The following is a 20,678-nucleotide window of genomic DNA, read 5'->3' as shown; positions in this document are numbered from 1 at the left end:
CGGCGGGGTAGTCGTGGGCCGTGTCATTGAAACCGTGCAACACCTGATAGCGTTCGTCTTCACCGAGGATCGACAGCCCATCGAGCGTCTGCTGGTCATCGTTGACCATGGCTTGCAGGGTGGTGCACAGCGCCTGCCAATGACGTTGCACGGTGGCCGCGTCGAACAGGGCGGTGGCATAGGTCAGGCGGCCGGCGATCATGCCGTCGCGTTCGTGCAGGTTCAGGGTCAAGTCGAACTTGGCGCTGTCTTCGGCGGTGGCCAGCGGCGTGAGTTCCAGGGTGCCCAGTTCCAGGCTCGGCTGCGGCGCGTTCTGCCAGGCGAACATGACTTGGAAGATCGGGCTGTGGGCCAGCGAACGCGGCGGATTCAGAGCCTCCACCAACTGCTCGAAGGCGACGTCCTGGTGCGCCTGGGCGTCCAGGGCGGTGCGCCGCACTTGGCCCAGTAGCTGGTCCACTCGTTCGACATCGGCAAACCGCACGCGCAGAGCCTGGGTGTTGACGAAGAAGCCGATCAGCGGCTCGATTTCGGCGCGGGTGCGGTTGGCCAGCACCGAGCCAATCACCACGTCGTCCTGCCCGGACAGGCGTGCCAGGACCACCGACCAGGCAGCCAGCACGGTCATGAACAGGGTGTTGCCATGGCGCTCGCTAAGTTGCCTGAGGGCCTGCACCAATGCGGCCTCCATGCTCACGTCGAGACTGGCACCGGTGAAATCCTGCTGCGCCGGGCGCGGCCGGTCCAGCGCCAATTGCAGCAACGGCGGGGCATCGGCGAGTTGCACGCGCCAGTAGGCCAATTGTTCGGTGACCCGTTGGACCTGACGGGGAGAGCGCTGCCACAGCGCGTAGTCGGGGTACTGGATGGCCAGTGGCGGCAGGGGATCGGTGCGGTCCTGGATGAACGCTCGGTAGAGTTCGCTCAGCTCACGGGTGAGCACGCCCAGCGACCAGGCGTCGCCGACGATATGATGCAAGGTCACCAGCAGCACATGCTCCTGGTCGGCCAGGCGCAATAGACAGCCACGGATCAGCGGACCACGTGCCAAGTCGAAAGGTGCTTCGGCGGCTTCGACGCAGTGAGCCTGAAACACCGCGGGTGGCTGGTCCCGCAGGTCGACGCTGCGCAGGGAGAAATCCGCTGGCGGGTCGATGACTTGGTAGGGCTCGCCGCCTTCGGTCACGAACCGGGTGCGCAGGGCTTCATGCCGCTCGACGATGCGCGACAGCGCGGCGCGCAACGCCGGCTCGTGCAGTTCGCCGCGCAGGCGCAGACCGCCGGCCATGTGGTAGGCAGCACTGGCCTGGGCATCCAGGTGGGCGATGAACCACAGGCGTTGCTGGGCGAACGACAGCGGCAGTGGCGCCAGCCGGGCACCGACCGGGATCCGCGCAGTGCCAAGGTGGCCCGACGCGGCCAAGGCTTCGATGGCTCGCGCCTGTTGTTGCAAGATCGGGTGCTCGAAGACGCTGGCCAGGGGCAGCTCGATCCGCAGCTGTTGGCGCAGTTGGGAAACCAGTTGCACGGCCAGCAGCGAATGCCCCCCGGATTGGAAGAAATGCGCCTGGCGGCTGACCTGCGCCAAGCCCAGCAGCCGGCCCCAGATCGCCGCCAGTTGGGTTTCCAATGGGCCCTGGGGCGCCTCGAAGTGGCCGTCGACAACCTGATCCGGGGCCGGCAAGGCACTGCGATCGAGTTTGCCATTGGGGGTCAGGGGCAGCGCCGGCAAGGTCACATAAGCACTGGGTTGCATGTATTCGGGCAGCGCCGCGGCCAGGGCATCGCGCAATTGCGCCTCGCTCACCGGGGACTCGGGCTGCATCACCCAGTACGCTACCAGGCGCGGGTCGCCTGGCACGTCCTGGCGGGCAATGACCACCGCGTGCTGCACGCCCGGCACCCGGCTCAGGGTGCTTTCGATTTCGCCCAACTCGATGCGATAGCCACGCACCTTGACCTGGAAATCGTTGCGGCCCAGGTACAACAACTGTCCGTCGGGCGTCCATCGACCGAGGTCGCCGGTGCGGTACATTCGCGCACCGGCTTCGCTGGCGAACGGGTCCTGGACGAAACGCTCCTCGGTCAACGCCGGTCGATTCAGGTAACCACGCGCCACCCCGGCGCCACCGATGTAGATTTCGCCGGTGACCCCCAAGGGCACCAACTGACGATGGGCGTCGAGCAGGTACACCCGGGTATTGTCCAACGGCCGGCCGATGCCCGGCACGAAACCCTGGTCACGGTCCATGGACACCCACGTCGAATAGGTGGTGGTTTCCGATGGGCCGTACAGGTTGCACAGCCGCTGTACGGCACTGTTGGCGAAAATTTGCTCCACCAGTCCTTGCTTGAGGGGTTCGCCCGCCAGGTTGACCACCTGAGTCGACAGTGGAATTGCCTGGGCACCGACCAGCGCATCGAGCGCCGAAGGCACACTGTTGATCAGCGTCACCGGCACGGGGCAGTCGAGCAGCGCCAGGGCATTGCTGGCCACATGCAGGGTCGCGCCGGCGGCCAGCGGCACGAAGTATTCGAAGACCGCCAGGTCGAAGTTGATCGACGTGGCGAACAGGCTGTCGCGCAGGCTGGCGGCGTCGAAGGCCTGCAATGCCCAGTGCAACAGGTTGCAGGCGTTGCGGTGCTCGATCATCACGCCCTTGGGGGTGCCGGTGGAGCCGGAGGTGTAGATCACGTAGGCCAGGTGATGCCCGCCCAGGCCCAGCTGGACGGGGTCCGGGTTGTCGGCAGGTTGTTCGGCGAGGCGCGCCTGGGTCTGCGGATCGTCCAGGCACAGCAGCGTGCAGCCTTCGCTGGCAGCCATGTTCGATTGCAGTGCAGCGACGGTCAGCAACGCCCGCGGGGTGCTGTCGTCGAGCATGTGCGCCAGGCGTTCGCGGGGGTAGGCCGGGTCCAGCGGAACATAGGCCGCCCCAGCCTTGAGAATGCCCAGCAGGGCTACCAGTAGGTGCGGACCACGCTCAAGACAAATCGCTACGCGACTGTCGGGGCGAACCCCGGTTTGCACCAACAGGTGGGCCAAGCGATTGGCCTGGCTGTTGAGTTGCCCATAGGTCAACGGCGCGACCCCGCCAGCAGCGTCGAAACGTGCGGCGATGGCCTCGGGCTGACGCTCGGCCTGCTGTTCCAGGGCCCGATGCAGCAAGTCCTCGGCGGGCCGTTCGCGGGCCGTGGCGTTGAAGGTCTGCAGCAGTCGCTCGCGTTCCGCCTCGGGCAATACCGAAAGGTGGCAAGCCAGTGTGTCGGGCTGCCGTTCGAGGGCGTCCAGCAGGTTTTCCAGAGCACTGCCAAGCCAGCCGAGCACCGGCGTGGCGCCGACCTGGGAATCGATCTGCAGGCTCAACGAGAAACCCTCGCCGAGGTCGTCCACCGAGAGGTTGAACGGGTAATTGGTGCGTTCCTCGCCGCCGAGCACGCGCATGCCAGCGAGCGCCGGGGCCTGGTCGTTGCCTGCGCTGTGGCGGTAATTGAGCAGCGCCGAGAACAGCGCGGTGCCATTGGGCAGGGCGCTGCAGCGTTGGGCCAGGGCCAGGGGCGCGTGTTCGTGGGCGATCAGTCGGCTGAGCAGGGTGTGGGTTTGCTGCAGCGCCTGTTCCACGGGGACGGCCAGGCGCACCCGCAGCGGCAGGGTATTGATGAACAGGCCCATGGCCGTGGCGGCCTCGGCGGCGCCCGATAACCGCCCGAACATCACCGTGCCGAACACCACGTCGTCGCGACCGCTGGTCTTGCCCAGCACCATCGCCCAGGCCAGGTGGAACAGGCTCGCGCTGCTGACGTGCAGGCGCCGCGACAGCTCGCGGATGCGCCGACTCAACGCGACCGGCAGCGGCGCCTCCAACGTCTGCACCTGGCTACCATCCCCCCGTACATTGAGCAGGCCGCACGGTGCTGTAGGCTCGTCGATATCGCCCAGCAGTTCGCTGAAAAAAGCCGTGTGTTGTGCCTCGCTCAAGCCCTGGCGGGCGCGCATGACGAAATCGCGAAACGGCTGTGGCGCCTGTAATTGGTCCACGCACCCTTGCTGGATCGCCGCGACTTCCCCCACCAGCCGCTCCAGGGAGGTGTGGTCCATGACCGCATGATGGTGCAGCAGTTGCAACAGCCAGCGCCCGCCGGCCGGGTCCTCGGCGGCGACTGCGCGCATCAGTGGCGCCTGGCGCAGGTCCAGGCGTTGCCGACGCGGATCGGTATGGATTCGCAGCGCGGCTTCGACATCGGCCTGGTCGGTGGTGAATGGCTCCAGGATCAGTGGAGCCTGGCGCCAGACCACCTGCACCGGTTCGTCGAGGCCTTCCCAGGCCAGCGCGGTGCGCAGGATGTCGTGACGGGCGATGGCCTGGTTCAGGGCTTCCATGAAGCGCAGCAGGCAGGCCTCATCGTCGAAGGCCAGCAACACGTGGAGCAAATAGGTATCGCCATGCGTCTGCAGAAGATGGTGAAACAGAATGCCGGCCTGCAACGGCACCAGGGGATAGATATCCTGGATATTGGCCGCGCCACCCGGGACGCCGGCAACGATGCTTTCGATTTGCGCCTGATCGAGCTGACACAGGTCGAGCATCGCCGGGGTGATGTCGGTGGTACCCACGGGCAGTCCGCTAGTCCGGTCCACCGGGGTCGCGGGCTGGCGCAGTGCTTCGATCAGCGCGGGTTTGTGGCTGCGCAGCAGTGCGATCAGTGCCTGGTCGGCCAGGACTTCGTCGTCGGCCACTACCGACAGTTGATCGCCGCGCAGGGACAGGGTGACGCCACGGTGTTTGAGCAAGGCCAGCAATTGATCCGCAGTCACAGGAGCAGTTCCTTCAATGGAGTGGTGACCGCCGCCAGACCGGCGAGGGTCGGCGCGGTGAACAGTTGGCTGATGTCGGCCCGCAGGTTGTGCTGGCGCAGGCGCTCGACCAACCCCATGGCGATCAGCGAATGGCCGCCCAGGGCGAAGAAATTGTCGTGGCGGCTGACCCGCTCGACACTCAGCAGCTCGCACCAGAGGGCGGCCAGGACGATCTCGATTTCGCCCTGGGGCGCTTCATAGGGCGTCTGCACGAACGCCTGGGCGTCCGGCTCGGGCAGCGCGTTGCGGTCGAGCTTGCCGTTGGCGGTCAGCGGCAGCCGGTCCAGGCGCACATAGGCACTGGGCAGCATGTAGTCGGGCAAATGTTCGCTCAGCGCGGTGCGGGCCAGGCCTGGAGTCGGCGGTGTGTCGCCCTGCAAGTAAGCGATCAGCCGGTCCACGCCGTGGCGATCGGGACGGCCCACCACCACGGCCTGGCGCACCCCGGGCAGCGCCAGCAAGTGGCTTTCGATTTCACCCAGTTCGATGCGATGCCCGTGGATCTTCACCTGGAAGTCGGTGCGTCCCAGGTAACTGAGGCTGCCATCCGACTCCCAGCGGCCCAGGTCGCCGGTGCGATACAGACGAGCATCGGGTGCGTGGGTAAACGGGTCGATGAGGAAACGTTCGCCGGTGAGCGCCTCACGCCGCCAGTAACCACGCGCCACCCCCTGGCCGCCGATATGAATCTCTCCAACCACCCCCTGCGGGACGCGCCGACCGTGGGCGTCGAGCACTTGCACCCGGGTATTGGGCAGCGGTTTTCCGAGGCTCGGCAGCGCGTGTTGATCGAGCCAGGCGCTGGTGGTGTCGACTGTGCACTCGGTGGGCCCGTAGACGTTCAGCACCCGCGCGCCGGCTTCGTTGGCCAGTTGTGCCCACAGTTCAGCGGGCACCGCCTCGCCACCCAGCAGGATGCATAGCGGCAACGGCTGTGGCTGGACTTGGGCCTGCCGGTACTTAAGCAGCGCTTGCAACTGGCTCGGTGTGCAATCAAACAGGGTGACTTGCTGGTGGTGCAGATAATCCAACAGCGCCCCGGCATCCAGTCGTATGCGTTTGGGGATCAGCACCAGGCAGTGACCACTGAGCCATTGGCAAAGCTGCTGCACCGAGGCATCGAAAGCCATCGACGCATTGAGAGAGCAGCGGCTGTTGGCGGGCAGGTCGTCCAGACGCTGGCGCAGGCCGGCCCACAGATTGAGCACCGAGCGGTGCTCGACCATGACCCCTTTGGGTTGCCCGGTGGATCCAGAGGTGTAGATCATGTACGCCAGGTCAGCCGGCTGCGGGCCTGGCGCGGTTTCTGCCGCTGCTGGAGCGTGCCGCCAGTCAGCTACTCCAGGGGCGTCGAGGCTGATCAACGGTCCGCCCGTAAAGGCGGGCAGCCGGTCGCGCACCTGCTCCTGGGTGATCAGCGCCGCGGGGGCACTGTCATCCAGCAGATAGGCCAGGCGGCTGGCCGGGTAGTCGGGGTCCATCGGCACATAGGCACAGCCGGCTTTCCACACCGCCAGCAGGGCGACCGCCGCATGCGCCTGGCGCTCCAGGCAGACAGCGACGAACTGACCGCGCCGCAGCCCTTGGTCCAGCAGGTGATGGGCCAGGCGACTGGCTTGTCGGTCGAGCTCACGAAACGTCAGGGACTGATGCTCGTCGATCACTGCCAAGGCGTCCGGCGTTGCCGCGACCTGTTCGGCAAACCGCTGCGTCAGCGTACCTTCGGGCGCAGCCGTGGGCGGCGGGTTGAAGCGGTCCAGATGCGCCTCTTCCTGCGGGGGGAGCACGCACAATTGCTGGACCGGCATGTCGCCTGCCTGTGCCAAGGCCTCTACCAGCGAATCGAGGGCTTGTAACATGAACTCCACGAGCCGCTCTGGTGCGTGTTCGGGGTGGGTCTGGGCCGTGAGCTGAAAACCTTCGCCCAGGTCGTCCATCGCCAGGTTGAAGGGGTAATGGGTGCGTTCTTCACTGTGCAGCAGGGTCATTCCCGGCATCGCCTGGGGGATGTTCGCTTGCCCGGCATGGCTGTAGCGGTAGTTGAACAGCGCACTGAACAGGGCTGTGCCCGCCGGCACCGCGCTGCATCGCTGGGCCAGCGCCAGCGGGGTCTGTTCGTGGCAGAGCAGACCGTTCAAGGCATCCTGAACCCTGTGCAGCGCAGCGTTGGTACTGTCTTGCAGGTGCACGCGCAACGGCAGCGTGTTGATGAACAGACCCAGGGTCCGGTCCGCATGGGCGCCAGCTTGCAAGCGTCCGAACAGCACTGTGCCGAACACCACATCGTCGCGGCCGCTGAGGCGCCCCAGCACCAATGCCCACGCCAGGTGGCAGATACCTGCAACGCTCACGCCGTGGGCATGGGCCTGCTGGCGCAGCCGGCGCGCCAGGTCCGGGGTCAACGCCTGCCGGTGCTCCAGGGCTTGCCAGCGCGGATCGGCGCGCAAGTCGACGTCGAAAGGCAAGGTCGGCTCGTCCAGGTCGCCCAACTGCTCGCTGAAGAACTTGCACGCAGCGTCCACCACCTCCGGACGCCGTGCCTGGGCCACCAGGCCACGGGGGCTGGTGGGCGCGGGCAGTTCTGCCCGACGACCGCCTTCGATCAGGGCAATTTCCTCGACCATCAACTCCAGGGAGGTGTGATCCACCACCACATGATGATGCAGCAACAACAGCAGCCAACGGTCATGGACCGCGTCATAGGCCACGCGGGCTTCGATCAGCGGCGCCTGGCGCAGGTCGAGACGAAAATGACGCGGGTCGGCGCTGGCGTGCAAGCGGGCGGCGATATCCTCGCCGTCGAGCACCAGGCGTCGGGGCGTAAAGGCGACGTGCCGCAGAACCACTTGCAATGGCTCGTCCAGATCCTCCCAGAGCACCAGGGTACGCAGCGCGTCATGCCGGGCAATGACCTGTTCCAGCGCGGCACAGAACCGTTGCAGGCAGGCCTCGTCGGTAAACGCCAGCAAGCTGCGTAGCACGTAGCGATCGCCGTCTTGCTGGGCCCGATGGTGATAGAGCATGCCTGCCTGCAACGGGCCCAGCGGGTAGATGTCCTGGATGTTGGCAGCACCGCCGGGCATCTGTGCGGCGATCTGGTCGATACGCGCTTGGGACAACGCCACCAGGTCGAGCATCTCAGGGGTGATGCGCGAACAGGAGGGCGCGATGGCGCTGACGCTGGCCTCAGGCGCGGCGCTACGCTCGAGTGCTTCCAGGCGCCGGGCCTGAGCGGCGAGGGTCGAGCGCTCGAAGACGCTGCGGATGTCCAGGTTCCAACCATTGCGACGCAGTTGTTCGAGCAGTTGCACCGCGAGCAGCGAGTGCCCGCCAAGGCTGAAAAAATCATCCTCGCGACCGATCTCCGACTGGCCTAGCACCTGTGCCCAGATCGCCGCCAGACGTTGTTCAGTGTCACCGCGAGGTGGCTGCCTGATGCCCTCGACGAGGGTGGTGCCGGGCATCGGCAGAGCCTGGCGGTCGAGTTTGCCGTTGGGCGTCAGTGGCAGGCGCTCCAGGACAATGCAGGCGCCGGGCAACATGTAGTCCGGCAAGTGTTGTTCCAGATGGGCGCGTACAGCCGCCGTGTCGGGAATTGGCCCGTGGGCATCCTCGGCCACCAGGTAGGCGACCAGTCGCGGGTCGCCGGCCGGCGCGGGTTGCGCCACCACCACCGCTTCGCGCACGCCCGGCAGGCCGAGCAACTGGGCCTCGATTTCCCCCAGTTCAATGCGGAAACCGCGCACCTTGACCTGGAAGTCGTTGCGCCCCAGGTACTCCAGGTGCCCGTCGGCCCGCCAGCGCCCCAGGTCGCCGGTGCGGTACATGCGCGCCGCAGCATCATCGACGAATGGATCGGGCAGGAAGCGTTCGGTGGTCAGTTCGCTGCGGTTCAGATAGCCCCGCGCGACACCGGCACCGCCGATGTAGATCTCCCCGGCCACGCCCAGTGGCACCGGTTGGCGGTGTGGGTCCAACAAGTAGATTCGGGTGTTATCCAGGGGACGGCCAATGTCGGCCAGGTAGCCGTCTTCGCGGCGCATCGACAGCCAGGTGGAGTAGGTGGTGGTTTCGGTCGGGCCGTAGAGGTTGCACACCCGGCGCGCCGCGCTGCGGCTGAACAACTGTTCCACCAGCGCAGCCTTGAGCGGTTCACCGGCCAGGTTGATGACGCGGACGGTGTCGGGGATGGCATCGATCCGCAGCAGTTGTTCCACCGCCGAGGGCACGCTGTTGACCAGCGTCACGGCCCGCGGTTGCGCCACCAGCGAGAGGGCGTTGGCCACCAGTTGCAGGGTCGCGCCGGCGGCCAGTGGCACGAAGCATTCGAACACCGCCAGGTCGAAGTTGATCGAGGTGGCGAACAGGCTCAGTTGCATCTCCTCGACCTGGAAATTGTCCAGCGCCCAGTGCAGCAGATTGCAGGCATTGCGGTGCTCGATCATCACGCCTTTGGGCAGGCCCGTGGAGCCGGAGGTGTAGATCACGTAGGCCAGGTGCGCCGGGGTCAGGTTCGGGATCTTTGGGTTGTCCAGGGACAGGGTGTCGAGTCCGTCCGCCAGCGGCGGCGAATCCAGCTGCCAATGGGCTGCGTCTGGGGACGTCGGCAGGCGCCCGTGCGCGGCCTGGCTGGTGAGCACCAGGCGCGGCGCACTGTCTTCGAGCATGTGCAGCAGGCGCGCCGTCGGGTAGGCAGGATCCAGCGGCACGTAGGCTGCGCCGGCCTTCAGGGTGGCGAGCATGGCCACCAGCAGCAGGGGCCCGCGTTCGAGGCAGATCGCCACCCGGTCATCGGGGCACACGCCAGCGGCCAGCAGGGCATGGGCCAGTTGGTTGGCGCGGCCATTGAGTTGCGCGTAGGTGAGTGATGTCTCCTCGGTACTGTCGATTTGCGCCGCCACTCGGTCGGGATGCAGCGCCGCCTGCTGCTCGAAGGGTTCATGCAGGAGGGTGTCGCGTGGGTGCGCCCGGTGGGTGGCGTTGAACTCGTTCAGTACCTGCTCGCGCTCGGCGCTGGGCAATGTGTCCAAGGTGCAAGCGCGTATCGCCGGCGTTGATTCGAGGCTCTGTGCCAGCGTTTCGAGGGCCTGAACCATGTGCGCCAGCACGACCTCGGCGTTCACCGAATGATGAATCTGCCCGGTCAGGACGAAGCCGTCGCCAAGGTCGTCCACGGACAGGCTGAACGGGTAGTTGCTGCGCTCCTCGCTGCCCAGCCACTGCGCACCCGGCAGCGCGAACGCCGGTTGTGCGCTGCGTTGAGCCTGACTGTGACGAAAGTTCAGCAGCGCCGAAAACAGCGGCGTCTGGGCGGGCAGGGCGCTGCACCGTTGCGCCAGCGCCAGGGGCGCGTGTTCGTGGGCCAGCAATTCGATCAGCCGGCCGTGGGTCTGCTGCAGCGCCGTGTGCAGTGGCGCATCGAGGTCGATGCGCAGCGGCAAGGTATTGATGAACATGCCCAGCGCCCGCTCGGCTTGTTCGCCGGCGCTGAAACGGCCGAACAGCACGGTGCCGAACACCACCTCGTCGCGGCCGCTGGACTTGCCGATCAACAGGGCCCAGGCCAGGTGGAACAGGCTGGCAACGCCGACCTCCCAGGTCTTGGCCAACCGTCGCAAACGCCAGTCCAGGCCAGGCTCCAGGACGCGCTGGGACTCCCGATTATCGCGGCCCGAACCTTGTACATCGTGCAGCCCGTAGGGCAGGGTCGGCTCGGCGAGGTCGCCAAGCAGTCGCTGGAAATAAGCCTCGGCGCTGGCCTGGCGATGGGGCAGGCGCGCTTGGGCGACGAACTGGCGAAACGGCACGCTCGGGGGCAGATGGCAATGGGGGTCGAGCATCAGCGCACGAACCTCGGCGAACAGCGACCCCAGGGTGGCGTGGTCGATGGCCAGGTGATGATGGACCAGTTGCAGTTGCCAGTGCTGTGTCGCGCTGTCGAAGCGCACGAAGGCCTGCGCCAGGGGCGCGCGTCGGATGTCCATCGATTGGTCGCTGAACCGTTCACCGTCGGCGAGCTGTTGCACCGGCAGGCTCGCGCTGCGCCAGACCACCTGCACCGGCTCGTCCAGGCCTTCCCAGAGTACCGCGCTGCGCAGAACGTCGTGGCGGGCGATCACTTGGTCGAACGCCGCGACGAAGCCTTGCAGTCGCTCGTGGCTGTCGAAGGCCAGGGTCGCGCGCAGCAGGTAGGCGTCGTCATCCGGTTGCAACAGGTGCTGGAACAGCAAGCCTTCTTGCAGAGGTGCAAGCGGGTAGATGTCCTGGACGTTGGCCGTGCCACCCTCGACAGCCGCGACAACCGAGTCGATCTGCGCTTGCGGCAGGCTGAGCAGGGGTAGCATGTCCGGGGTGATGCGCGGGCAGTCCGGGTCGATGCCCGAGGCGATGGTGGGCGCGTGGGGCTCGGCTGGGCTCACCGGGTGTTCGAGCAGCAAGGCCAGATGGTGAAGGTCCGCCGCGGTGAACAAAGTCCCGATGTCGAGGTGCCAACCTTCGGCCCGCAATTGCTCGACCAGTTGCACGGCCATCAGCGAGTGGCCGCCGAGGGCAAAGAAATTATCCTGGCGGCCCACCCGCGGCACGCCGAGGGTTTGCGCCCAGAGCTCGGCGAGGCGACTTTCCACCGGCCCCTGGGGGGCTTCGTAGCGCTGCAAGGCGAAGTGGTCTTCATTGGCCTCGGGCAGCGCGCGGCGGTCCAGCTTGCCGTTGGCGGTCAGGCTAAAAGCCTCCACCTGCACAAAGGCCGCCGGCAGCATGTAGTCGGGCAGTACCGCGGCCAAGCGGGCCCGTAGCTCGTTGGGCTGTTGAGCCTGGGTCGCGCTGAAATAGGCCAGCAGGCGTTGTTGGGCGTCGACCCGCACCACCGCTTCGGTGATGCCAGGCAGAGCCTTGAGCTGTGCTTCGATTTCCCCCAGCTCGATGCGGAAGCCGCGGACCTTGACCTGCAAGTCGTTGCGTCCAAGGAACATCAGCACTCCATCGGCCCGCCAGCGCACCAGATCACCGGTGCGGTACAGCCGCGTACCGGGGGCGAAAGGGTTGGCGACGAAGCGCTCTTCGCTCAATTGCGCCTGGTTCAGGTAACCGAGGGCCAGTCCGTCGCCACCGATGTACAGCTCGCCAGCGACGCCGATGGGCAGCGGCTGGCGCTGCTCGTCGAGGACGTAGATCTGGGTGTTGCCGATGGGACGGCCGATGGGAATGTCGCCCGCCAGCGCATCTTCGAGGGTGATGCGGTGGGTGGTGGCGAAGGTGGTGCTTTCGGTGGGGCCATAGCCATTGAGCAACTGCCCCGGAGGGGAGCGCCGTAGCACCCGTTCGATGCAGCGCGGGTCGAGCACATCACCACCCACCATCAGCAAGCGCAAGGCGGCGAAGGCCGGGGCCAAAACGTCGGCGAACTGATGGAACAACCCGGCGGTGAGCCACAGCACGCTGACTTCGTGGCGCAGCAGGTGTTCATTCAAGCGCTCGGCGTCGAGCACGGTCTGGCGCGGGCAGACCACCAGGCAGCCGCCGTTGAGCAGAGCGCCCCAGATTTCCAAGGTGCTGGCGTCGAAGGCTGGATTGGCGGCCAAGGCGATCCGATCCTGGGCGGTGAAGTCGGCAAAACCGTTGTTGCGCACCAGCCGGGTGACGGCGCGGTGGGGTATCTGCACGCCCTTGGGCACGCCCGTCGAACCGGAGGTGTACATGACGTAGGCGACAGCACCGGCACGGGTCAGCGGCGGGTTCGGCGCATCTTCGAATGATCCGCCGACATCGATCAGTTGCACGCCTTGCACCACCGGCCTGTCGTCACCTTCGACCAGCAGCCAGTCACTGCCACAATCGGCCAGTACCCGCGCTTGATGGGCCAGGGGAGCATCCCGGTCGATGGGCACATAGGCGGCGCCACGCTTGAGGATGGCCAGCACCGTCACGATCAACGCCGTGCCGCGGGGCAAAGCCAGCGCCACATGATCACCAGCGTTGATACCGCACGCCGCCAGATGCCCGGACAGGCGCTCGGCGCGGTGGTCTAGCTGGCGGTAGCTCAACGACTGTTCGCCATCGAGCAGTGCCGTAGCATCGGGACGCCGTCGTACCTGCGCTTCGAACAGGCTGTGCAGAGCTTCGTCGGCCGGATAGTCACGAACGCTGGCATTGAACCCATGGAGCACTTGCTGCTGTTCGGCGGCGTCCAGCAGCGAGGCCTCGGCCAGCGGCCGGTCGGGGGCGGCCAGCAGCTGTTCGGTCAGATGTTGAAGGCGCCGCAGGTGCGCGGCCATGTCGTCGGCGCTGAACAACCGTGGGTCGTAGTTGAACTCCAGGAGCGGCTCGGTTTTCTCCTCGTAATGACGCAGGTAAATGGCCAACGGGTAGCGCTCGTGACCGTTGTGCCAAGTGCGCAGCGCGCAGCGTGCCGGCCCCAGGTGCACGTCCCCCGGGTATCGTTCGACTGACAGCATCACCTCGAACAAATGGCCGGGATGACCGGCGCGGGCGCGCAATTCGCGATGCAGGGTTTGCAACGGGTAGCGTTGGTGCCGATAGCTGCGCAGCGTCTGGCTGGCCACCTGCTGAACGGCGTGGGCAAAGCTCAGCGTCGGGTCGACCTGCACCGCTAGTGGCAGGACCGAGGAAAACATCCCGGCCGTCCGTTTTTGCAGCGGGTTGCTGCGGTTGTGCACGGGCAGGCCGATGACCAGCTGTTCGCGTTGGTCGGTCATTCGGCTGAAATAATAGGCCAACAGGGCACTGAGGCTGTGGCTCAGCGTGGCCCCCTGGGTTTTCGCCCATTGGCTCAACCGCTCAAGGCGCTCGCCACCCAGGGTCCAGATCGCCTGGGCACTGGGCACCGGCTCGCCGACGTTGGCTCGGGCCTGCTGGAACAACGGCGCCGGCAGTGCCGGAAATTGTTCGAGCCAGTAATCACGGGCCTTGGCGTAGCGCGTCGAGTCGAGGAACGCTTGGTCCCGGGCCACGAAATCGCGATAGCCCTGTGCCAACTCGGCGTCAAGGATAGGCGGCTGGCCTTGCAGCAACTGGTTATAGGCCGCGCTCACAGCCTGGCCGATCAGGCCCACCGAGGTGCCGTCGCAGATCAGGTGGTGATAACGGCTGTTCCACAATGCATGGGTGTCCGACAGCTGGAACCACTCCATGCTCCACAACGGCTGGTCGTAAAGGGTGAACGGGGTACGATTGAGCTGCGTGATGTGGGCCAGGGCGCCGTCGCGGGCCAGGGGTTCGGCGCGCCAGTCGTAGTAGGCCAGTGCACCCTGCACGGTGTCGTCAACCCGTTGCGTCACGTGCCCGGCATGCTCGCTGAAAACCAACCGCAACGCGTCATGTTGGGCCACCACGGCCCGCAGCGCGGCGGTGAACAGGGCGAGGTCCACCGCGCCGTGGATTTCCACGGTGACACCGATGTTGTAGGAGGGGGTATCGGGCGACAGCTGTTGATCGAGCCAGACGGACTGTTGGGTGGAACTCAATGAATAGCATTGCGCTTCGACCATGACACTTCCCTGTGAATGGTTGCGATCCCGGTCGACACGCAGCGGAGGCGGCGACTTTCGCGAACCGATTGTCCTTGAGAACGAACGGCGCACGGGCCTGGTCGACGGGCCTCTCCCTCCTGTCTGCAGAGGGGAGCGAGGCAAGCCACTGGCGGCGCCCGGACGTTCAATCCGAGCGCGTAACATAGCAGCGCTTTCGAAGATGGGAAGCTAATTTTTAAAGGTTGTACGATGTCATAACGCGATCAGATGAACGCGGTTCCGCAGCCTAGAGCGGCCGCCGCGTCGGGGCGGATAAGGTTCACTGCGACGAACACGACGATGGGGTTAGGACCTTTCCGTGCGAACGCTCTTGGACCACAGTGCTGCCGCCAGACAGCCGATGCCAGCCCCGCCCATCACCAACGCCATGCCCTTCGGTGTTCCATCCGCTAACCAACTGACCAATGCTGCACTGAAAATGCCGCTCCCGTAGTGCATGGCCCCGACGAGGGCCAATGTCCAGAAGATTGCCGGCCATGACCACAGCAAAAGGATTGGTGGGCCGCCGGAGGCAGAGTCCCGATCCTTTTGCTGCGGGGCAAACAGGATGTTGCGGCGCTTCCCGAGAATGCATGGGAATTCAAGGCTGAGTTTCCGGATCGGGTCACGCTGATTGAAATCGACCACATGGGCCATGCCGCGTTTCCTGAACAGCCGGATGCCATCGCCAAGCATATTGAAGCCTTTCTCGGGTCGTGAGCGTGCGGCCCACCTGGCTTCAGATATGGTTGAATCACGCACTGCTGGCACTGTTGCTGGCAACTGCTTGAAAAATCAGCGCGTAAGTCATTATCTCCAGATGTGCGGGGAGCTGGAGCACGGCCCTCCGAGTCCTGAGGTGGCTGGTGCAAGGCGCTACTTTCTCTTCCAGTACTTCTGCATTTCGAGAAACAGAAAGGACGCCGTCCAGGTGATCAGCACCAGACCAGTCAGTGCTTGCAGGCCGGTCAGGTACTTGATGTTGCCCACGGGACTGATGTCACCGAAACCGATGGTGGTATAGGTCGTGAAGGAAAAGTACACGCAGTCCATGAAAGAGCCATTGAACTGGCCGGACAGGCTGCCCCACTCGCCATCGCGGGTCATCAGGTAGTACGCCAGGGCGAAGCACCAGACTTCGATCGCGTGCGCCAGCAGAGCGCCCAATACGCCTATGACCATCCTGAAGCGGCTCCAGACCTTCAGCCGTGGCAGCCAGTCGTTCATGCGCAACAGGCATTCGTAATGAATGACCACGGCGGTGATCACTACCAGCATATTGATCAGCGTAATGGTCAGCATGGCGAGCCTCGGCGGGTTGTTCTCAGGACGACGCCCAACTCGCGGCAACCGCGACCAGCTTGAGTGGCAACAGCGCGGGGAAGTCCGCCGGGGTCAGGCTTTCCTTTACCATCAACAGGCGTGCGCCGGTTTCCAGGTCGGAGCGATGCGCCTGGAGCAAGGTCTTGGCCCGTGCGTAGGCTTCGTCGAGCAGGGCGCGTATACACAGGTCGACCTCCCTGGCGGTCTGTTCCGAATAATCTTCCTGCCCCGTGGCCTGCATCTGCTCGCCCAGGTAGCTCAGGCTTTGTCGCTCCAGCACCGACTGTCCCAGCTCGGCGCTCATGCCGAAGCGGGTCACCAACTGCCGGGCGATATCAGTCGCGCGGGCCAGGTCGTCGGCGGCCCCGGTGGAGGTCTGGCCATAGATCAGGCATTCGGCGGCGCGGCCTGCCATCAGCACGACGATACGATCCTTGAGCATCTGGCAACTGATCAGGAAGTGGTCTTCCGTTGGACGCTGCAGGGTGTAGCCCAGGGAACCAATAGTACGCGGCACGATGGAGACTTTGTGCACCGGGTCCATGGCTGGCAGGTGAGTCGCCGCCAGGGCGTGGCCCATTTCGTGGTACGCCACCACCTGGCGTTCTTCGGGGCGCAGCACGCTGCTCTTGCGTTCGAGGCCGGCGACCAGACGCTCTACGGCTGCCGTGAAATCGTCCAGGCTGACCGTGTCGGCACCGCGACGGGTCGCGACTATCGCCGCTTCATTGACCAGGTTTGCCAGGTCGGCGCCGGTGAAACCGGTGGTGATCTCGGCAATGCGCGCACTGTCGAGGGCCGGGTCCACGGCGATTTTTTGCAGGTGCACGCTGAGAATCGCCTGACGCCCCTTGCGATCCGGACGATCGATCAAGACCTGACGGTCGATCCGACCGGCGCGCAGCAGTGCCGGGTCGAGAATTTCCGGGCGGTTGGTGGCGGCCAGCAGCACCACGCCCTCGCGGGGGTCGAAGCCGTCCAGCTCCGCCAGAAGCTGGTTGAGGGTCTGTTCTTTTTCGTCATTGCCGCCCAATACGCCGACGCCGCGCATCTTGCCCAGGGCGTCCAGTTCATCGATAAAGATGATGCAAGGCGCGGCCTCGCGCGCTTGTTCGAACAGATCATGGACCCGCGCAGCTCCGACGCCGACGAACATTTCGACGAACTCCGAGCCCGAGATCGAGAAGAACGGCACCCCGGCTTCGCCTGCGATGGCTTTGGCCACCAGGGTCTTGCCGGTGCCCGGCGGGCCGACCAGCAGCGTGCCTTTGGGAATATGCGCTCCCAGCCGTGCGTACTTGGCCTTGTCCTTGAGGAACGAAACGATCTCCACCAATTCGGCCTTGGCTTCATCGATGCCGGCGACATCAGCGAAGGTGACGCCGGTGTCTCGTTGAACAAACACTTTGGCCCGGGATTTGCCGATGTTCATCAGCCCGCCCAGGCCCTGTTTTTCCGCGACGCCGCGGAACAGGAAATGCCAGACCACCATGATTAGGATAAAGGGCAACAGCCAGCCCAGCAGGCCGCTCAAGAAGCCATTGTCATTGACCCCGGTGAAGCTGGCCCCCGATTGCGTCAGGTTCTCGGCCAGCGCGGGGTCGACCCGCACGGTCGAGAACAACGTGTGACCGTCGATCGGCACTTGCAGCTTGCCGCGGATCTGGTCTTTCTCGACCTGCAAGTCGCTGACTTTCTGCTCGTTCAGCAGTTGCAGGAACTGACTGTAGGGGATGTTTTGCACCACCCGATGTTCTGCCCACAGAAACTGTGCAGCTGCGAACACGACAAACGCGGCCAGAAAGTAGGACAGATTCCATTGGTGGTTCTTTTTCATGACCTCGACTCACAAGTAGGTGCGTACGGCGAATGCAGCCGCTGGGTGTTATGACGGGCGAAGATTGGCCAGTGACTGGTTTCTACACCCAAACCACGGAAAGTCATTGAGGTATATCAACAAGGCACGAGTGACTTGGCCATTGGGCAAGGGCCTGACATTAGTTGACAAAGATCAGAGTGCACGCCGGGCAACACCGGATACTTGAACGATGGTTTGCAGTCACGCGCTGCTCGGCAGGAAGTCGTGCTGCAATCATGCCCGTAGGCCGAGGTCTCTAATGTCGACATTCAAACGTATTCTATTGATTGCACCTTCGGAGATGACTCGCACTCCGGCCTTTGACCGGGCCCACGCGCTGGCCTGTGCCACTGGCGCGTTGTTGCATATCGTGGCGTTTGACTATGTGAAGCCGCTGGCATTGGCCGGGCTGTTCGACCATGACGCGATGGCCCAGGCCAGGGAAGGCTATCTGCAGATCCATCGCCATTGGCTGGAGCAGCAAGTTCGCTTTCATCGGCGCGCGGGGCTGGAGATCCACTATGAAGTGGTGTGGGCAAAACCCAGCCCGGCGCATGTGCTGGCGTATGTGAACGATTTTCGCGCTGACCTGGTGGTCAAGGACGCTCAGCATGTCTCGGCCCTTGACCGGACCTTCCATCAACCCCTGGATTGGCTGTTGTTACGCGACTGTACGGCCTGCCTGCACCTGGTCACCAACGCCCGGCATCCAAAACCGCTGAAAGTACTCGCCGCCGTGGACCTGTCACATCTGGAGGAACTGACCTACGGGCTCAACGAACGCGTGCTCGAATTCGCGTCGACATTGGCACGAGCCTGCGACGCACAATTGCATCTGTTGAATGTCAGCAACTGGTCGGTGATGGGCGATCCCCCAATGAGTGTGCCGACCCTGAGCCTGGAGAACACTTTGAGCGACGCGGTCAATGACGTCCAGGCAGAAGCGTTCGACGCCCTCGCCGAACGCTACGGCATCGACTGGGCGCACCAGCATGTATTGACAGGTATTCCTCACAAAGTGATCAGCCTGTTCGCACGGCAGAATGCGTTCGACGTGGTCGTGCTGGGCACGGCCTATCGCGACGGGCCCGACCGGATGATGGGCAGCACTGCCGAGAGCGTGCTGAACCGTACTTCATGCAGTTTGATGATCGTCAAGCCCTTGCCCTGGCTTGACTGAAACCGCCGATAGCGATGGACGCGCGGGGTTTTCGATGGCACGGGTAGTTGATTTTTATCAATCGCTGTCCGCGGAAAAAGAGCAACGTGCGGGGGCTGGTTCAAAGCGCACTCGCACAAGATGCCTTTGCCCACCGAGCCGCTGCACGGAATGAACGGCAAGATCTCAACCTCATCGAGTATCGGTTGACGGGGCCTGCACCACCGAACCCGTCATGGAGCAATCATGCATTTCCTAGCCTTGGCGGTGGACTATGACGGCACGATTGCCGAGAGCGGCAATGTTCCGGCGCAAGTCTGTACAGCGCTGGCCACCCTCAGGGACAGCGGTCGCAAGCTGTTGTTGATTACCGGCAGGGAGCTGCAAGCGCTCAAGCATCATTTTGACCGTTTGGATCTGTTCGACCTGGTGGTCGCGGAAAACGGAGCGCTCTTGTACGACCCGCGCACCGACACAGAGGAGCTCATCGCCGATTCTGCCTCGACTGAACTGGTGCAGCGCCTGCGGGAAAAAGGCGTTTCGCCTTTATCCGTTGGCAGGTCGGTCATCGCCACCTGGCATCCGTTCGAGGGCGCGGTGATCACCTCGATACGCGAACTGGGCCTCGAGTTGCAGATGACCTTCAACAAAGATGCGGTCATGGTCTTGCCGTCGGGAGTGAACAAGGCCTCGGGCCTGAGCGCGGCGTTGCTGAGACTGGGGATCTGTGAATTGAACGTGGTCGGTGTGGGCGATGCCGAAAATGACCACGCGTTTCTGGCGATCTGCGGCTGTGCGGCGGCGGTGAACAACGCCATTGAATCGATCAAGGCCCAGGCAGATATTTGCCTGCGCAATGATCACGGGCAAGGAGTCTGCGAATTGATCGACATGCTCCTGGAAAAGGACGCGGCGCTGGTTCCGGTCGAGCGTATCGGCATGGAACTGGGGCAGACCGCCGATGCGCGCAAGGTCTGGCTGGCGCCGGAGTCGGTGATGCTGGTCATCGGCAATTCCGGCTCCGGCAAGTCGAGCTATGTGACCTGGCTGACTGAGCGCATGGTCGAGGCGCGTCAGGGATTCTGCATCATTGATCCCGAAGGCGATTACCTGTCCCTGGACGGTGCGGTAACGGTGGGAGGACTGACCGTTCCGCCGACCACCGAAGAGTCATTGCATCACCTGTTGCTGGCACGGCTCAACGTCGTGGTAAGCACCTTGGCCCTGGACCCGCCGGCCCGGGTCCAGCTGTTCGGCGAATTGCTGCCTTTTATCCAGCAGCTACGCAGCACCTCGGGTCGACCCTACTGGCTGGTGGTGGACGAGGCTCACTACATGTTGCCCCACTGTGCTGCCTGGCCTGCGGGGTTCCTGGCCAACATGGGGGCAGTCATCGTGGCGCTGGATTTCGAGCAGGTCTGTCCGTCCGTGCTGGAGGTGGTTGACGTACTGGTGACGCTGGGCAGCACCGCCCGGGAGCTGGTCCAACGCTTTGCCCAGCACACGCAGCGCAGCAGCCCGGATTTTGCACCGCGCACCTCAGCGCCTGAATATTGCTGTCTCTGGGAGCTGCGCAAAGGTAACGAAGTGGTGCAGATGACCCCGCAGCAGCCCCAGCAGAAACATCATCGCCACAGTGGCAAATATGCGGCGGGGGATGTGGGGGACTGGCATGCGTTCTACTTTCCAAGCCTCGACCAACGCGCTTCGAACCTGGCCGAGTTTTTATCTTCGCTGGCGCGCCTGGACGATGGCGCCTTCTGCCAACACCGCCAGGCCGGAGACTTTTCCAACTGGTTTCGCGAGGTGATCCGCGATGACGTGCTGGCCAACGAAACCCATCTGCTGGAAACCGACGCCTCGGTGGCGTCCCAGGATGCCTTGGCTCGGATCGCGCGCCTGGTGCAAGCGCGCTACCATCTGGAACACCGATGAAAGGTCGGGCAACTTACCCGA

Annotated in this window: 6 protein-coding genes and 1 pseudogene; 3 read left to right on the top strand and 4 right to left on the bottom strand. The window is 64.5% G+C overall.

Annotation, left to right across the window (positions count from 1 at the left end; genetic code table 11):
• Positions 1-55 precede the first annotated feature (55 nt).
• Together PCOSP_RS15480 and PCOSP_RS15475 are read right to left on the bottom strand one after the other, a co-directional pair.
• A pseudogene (locus PCOSP_RS15480) lies at positions 56-4,813 on the bottom strand (amino acid adenylation domain-containing protein); the annotation flags it as partial.
• A complete protein-coding gene (locus PCOSP_RS15475) occupies positions 4,810-14,361 on the bottom strand; it encodes a non-ribosomal peptide synthetase (protein ID WP_464708908.1) in 9,552 nt (3,183 codons plus the stop codon). The gene PCOSP_RS15475 and the pseudogene PCOSP_RS15480, both read right to left, overlap by 4 nt.
• Before the next feature lie 570 nt (positions 14,362-14,931).
• Here PCOSP_RS15475 and PCOSP_RS15470 point away from each other — a divergent pair.
• A complete protein-coding gene (locus PCOSP_RS15470; protein WP_464708907.1) occupies positions 14,932-15,102 on the top strand; it encodes an alpha/beta fold hydrolase in 171 nt (56 codons plus the stop codon).
• Between the two features lie 156 nt (positions 15,103-15,258).
• Here the strand turns inward: PCOSP_RS15470 and PCOSP_RS15465 are convergent, their stop codons facing one another.
• Both PCOSP_RS15465 and ftsH read right to left on the bottom strand, forming a co-directional pair.
• Positions 15,259-15,684: a potassium channel family protein gene (locus tag PCOSP_RS15465; RefSeq protein ID WP_464708906.1), complete on the bottom strand. Its 426-nt coding sequence runs from the start codon at positions 15,682-15,684 to the stop codon at positions 15,259-15,261.
• A 22-nt stretch (positions 15,685-15,706) separates the two neighbouring features.
• A complete protein-coding gene (gene ftsH / locus PCOSP_RS15460) occupies positions 15,707-17,542 on the bottom strand; it encodes an ATP-dependent zinc metalloprotease FtsH (RefSeq protein ID WP_464708905.1) in 1,836 nt (611 codons plus the stop codon).
• A gap of 280 nt (positions 17,543-17,822) precedes the next feature.
• Here ftsH and PCOSP_RS15455 point away from each other — a divergent pair, with 280 nt between their 5' ends.
• Both PCOSP_RS15455 and PCOSP_RS15450 read left to right on the top strand, forming a co-directional pair.
• Positions 17,823-18,743 carry a universal stress protein gene (locus PCOSP_RS15455; protein WP_139642724.1) on the top strand — a complete coding sequence of 307 codons (921 nt, stop codon included), beginning with the start codon at positions 17,823-17,825 and terminating at the stop codon, positions 18,741-18,743.
• A gap of 225 nt (positions 18,744-18,968) precedes the next feature.
• Positions 18,969-20,657 carry an HAD-IIB family hydrolase gene (locus tag PCOSP_RS15450; protein WP_464708903.1) on the top strand — a complete coding sequence of 563 codons (1,689 nt, stop codon included), beginning with the start codon at positions 18,969-18,971 and terminating at the stop codon, positions 20,655-20,657.
• Positions 20,658-20,678: the final 21 nt, after the last annotated feature.

It is taken from the genome of Pseudomonas sp. MAFF 730105 (assembly GCF_055380705.1).
The sequence above is the reverse complement of the archived record's forward strand: the minus strand, read 5'-3'. Positions and strand labels throughout refer to the sequence as shown.

Excerpts from the sequence above, each read along its gene's own strand:
- PCOSP_RS15475 (WP_464708908.1), bottom strand. The coding sequence starts at position 14,361 with ATGGTCGAAGCGCAATGCTATTCATTGAGTTCCACCCAACAGTCCGTC.
- PCOSP_RS15465 (WP_464708906.1), bottom strand. The coding sequence starts at position 15,684 with ATGCTGACCATTACGCTGATCAATATGCTGGTAGTGATCACCGCCGTG.
- ftsH (WP_464708905.1), bottom strand. The coding sequence starts at position 17,542 with ATGAAAAAGAACCACCAATGGAATCTGTCCTACTTTCTGGCCGCGTTT.
- PCOSP_RS15455 (WP_139642724.1), top strand. The coding sequence starts at position 17,823 with ATGTCGACATTCAAACGTATTCTATTGATTGCACCTTCGGAGATGACT.
- PCOSP_RS15450 (WP_464708903.1), top strand. The coding sequence starts at position 18,969 with ATGCATTTCCTAGCCTTGGCGGTGGACTATGACGGCACGATTGCCGAG.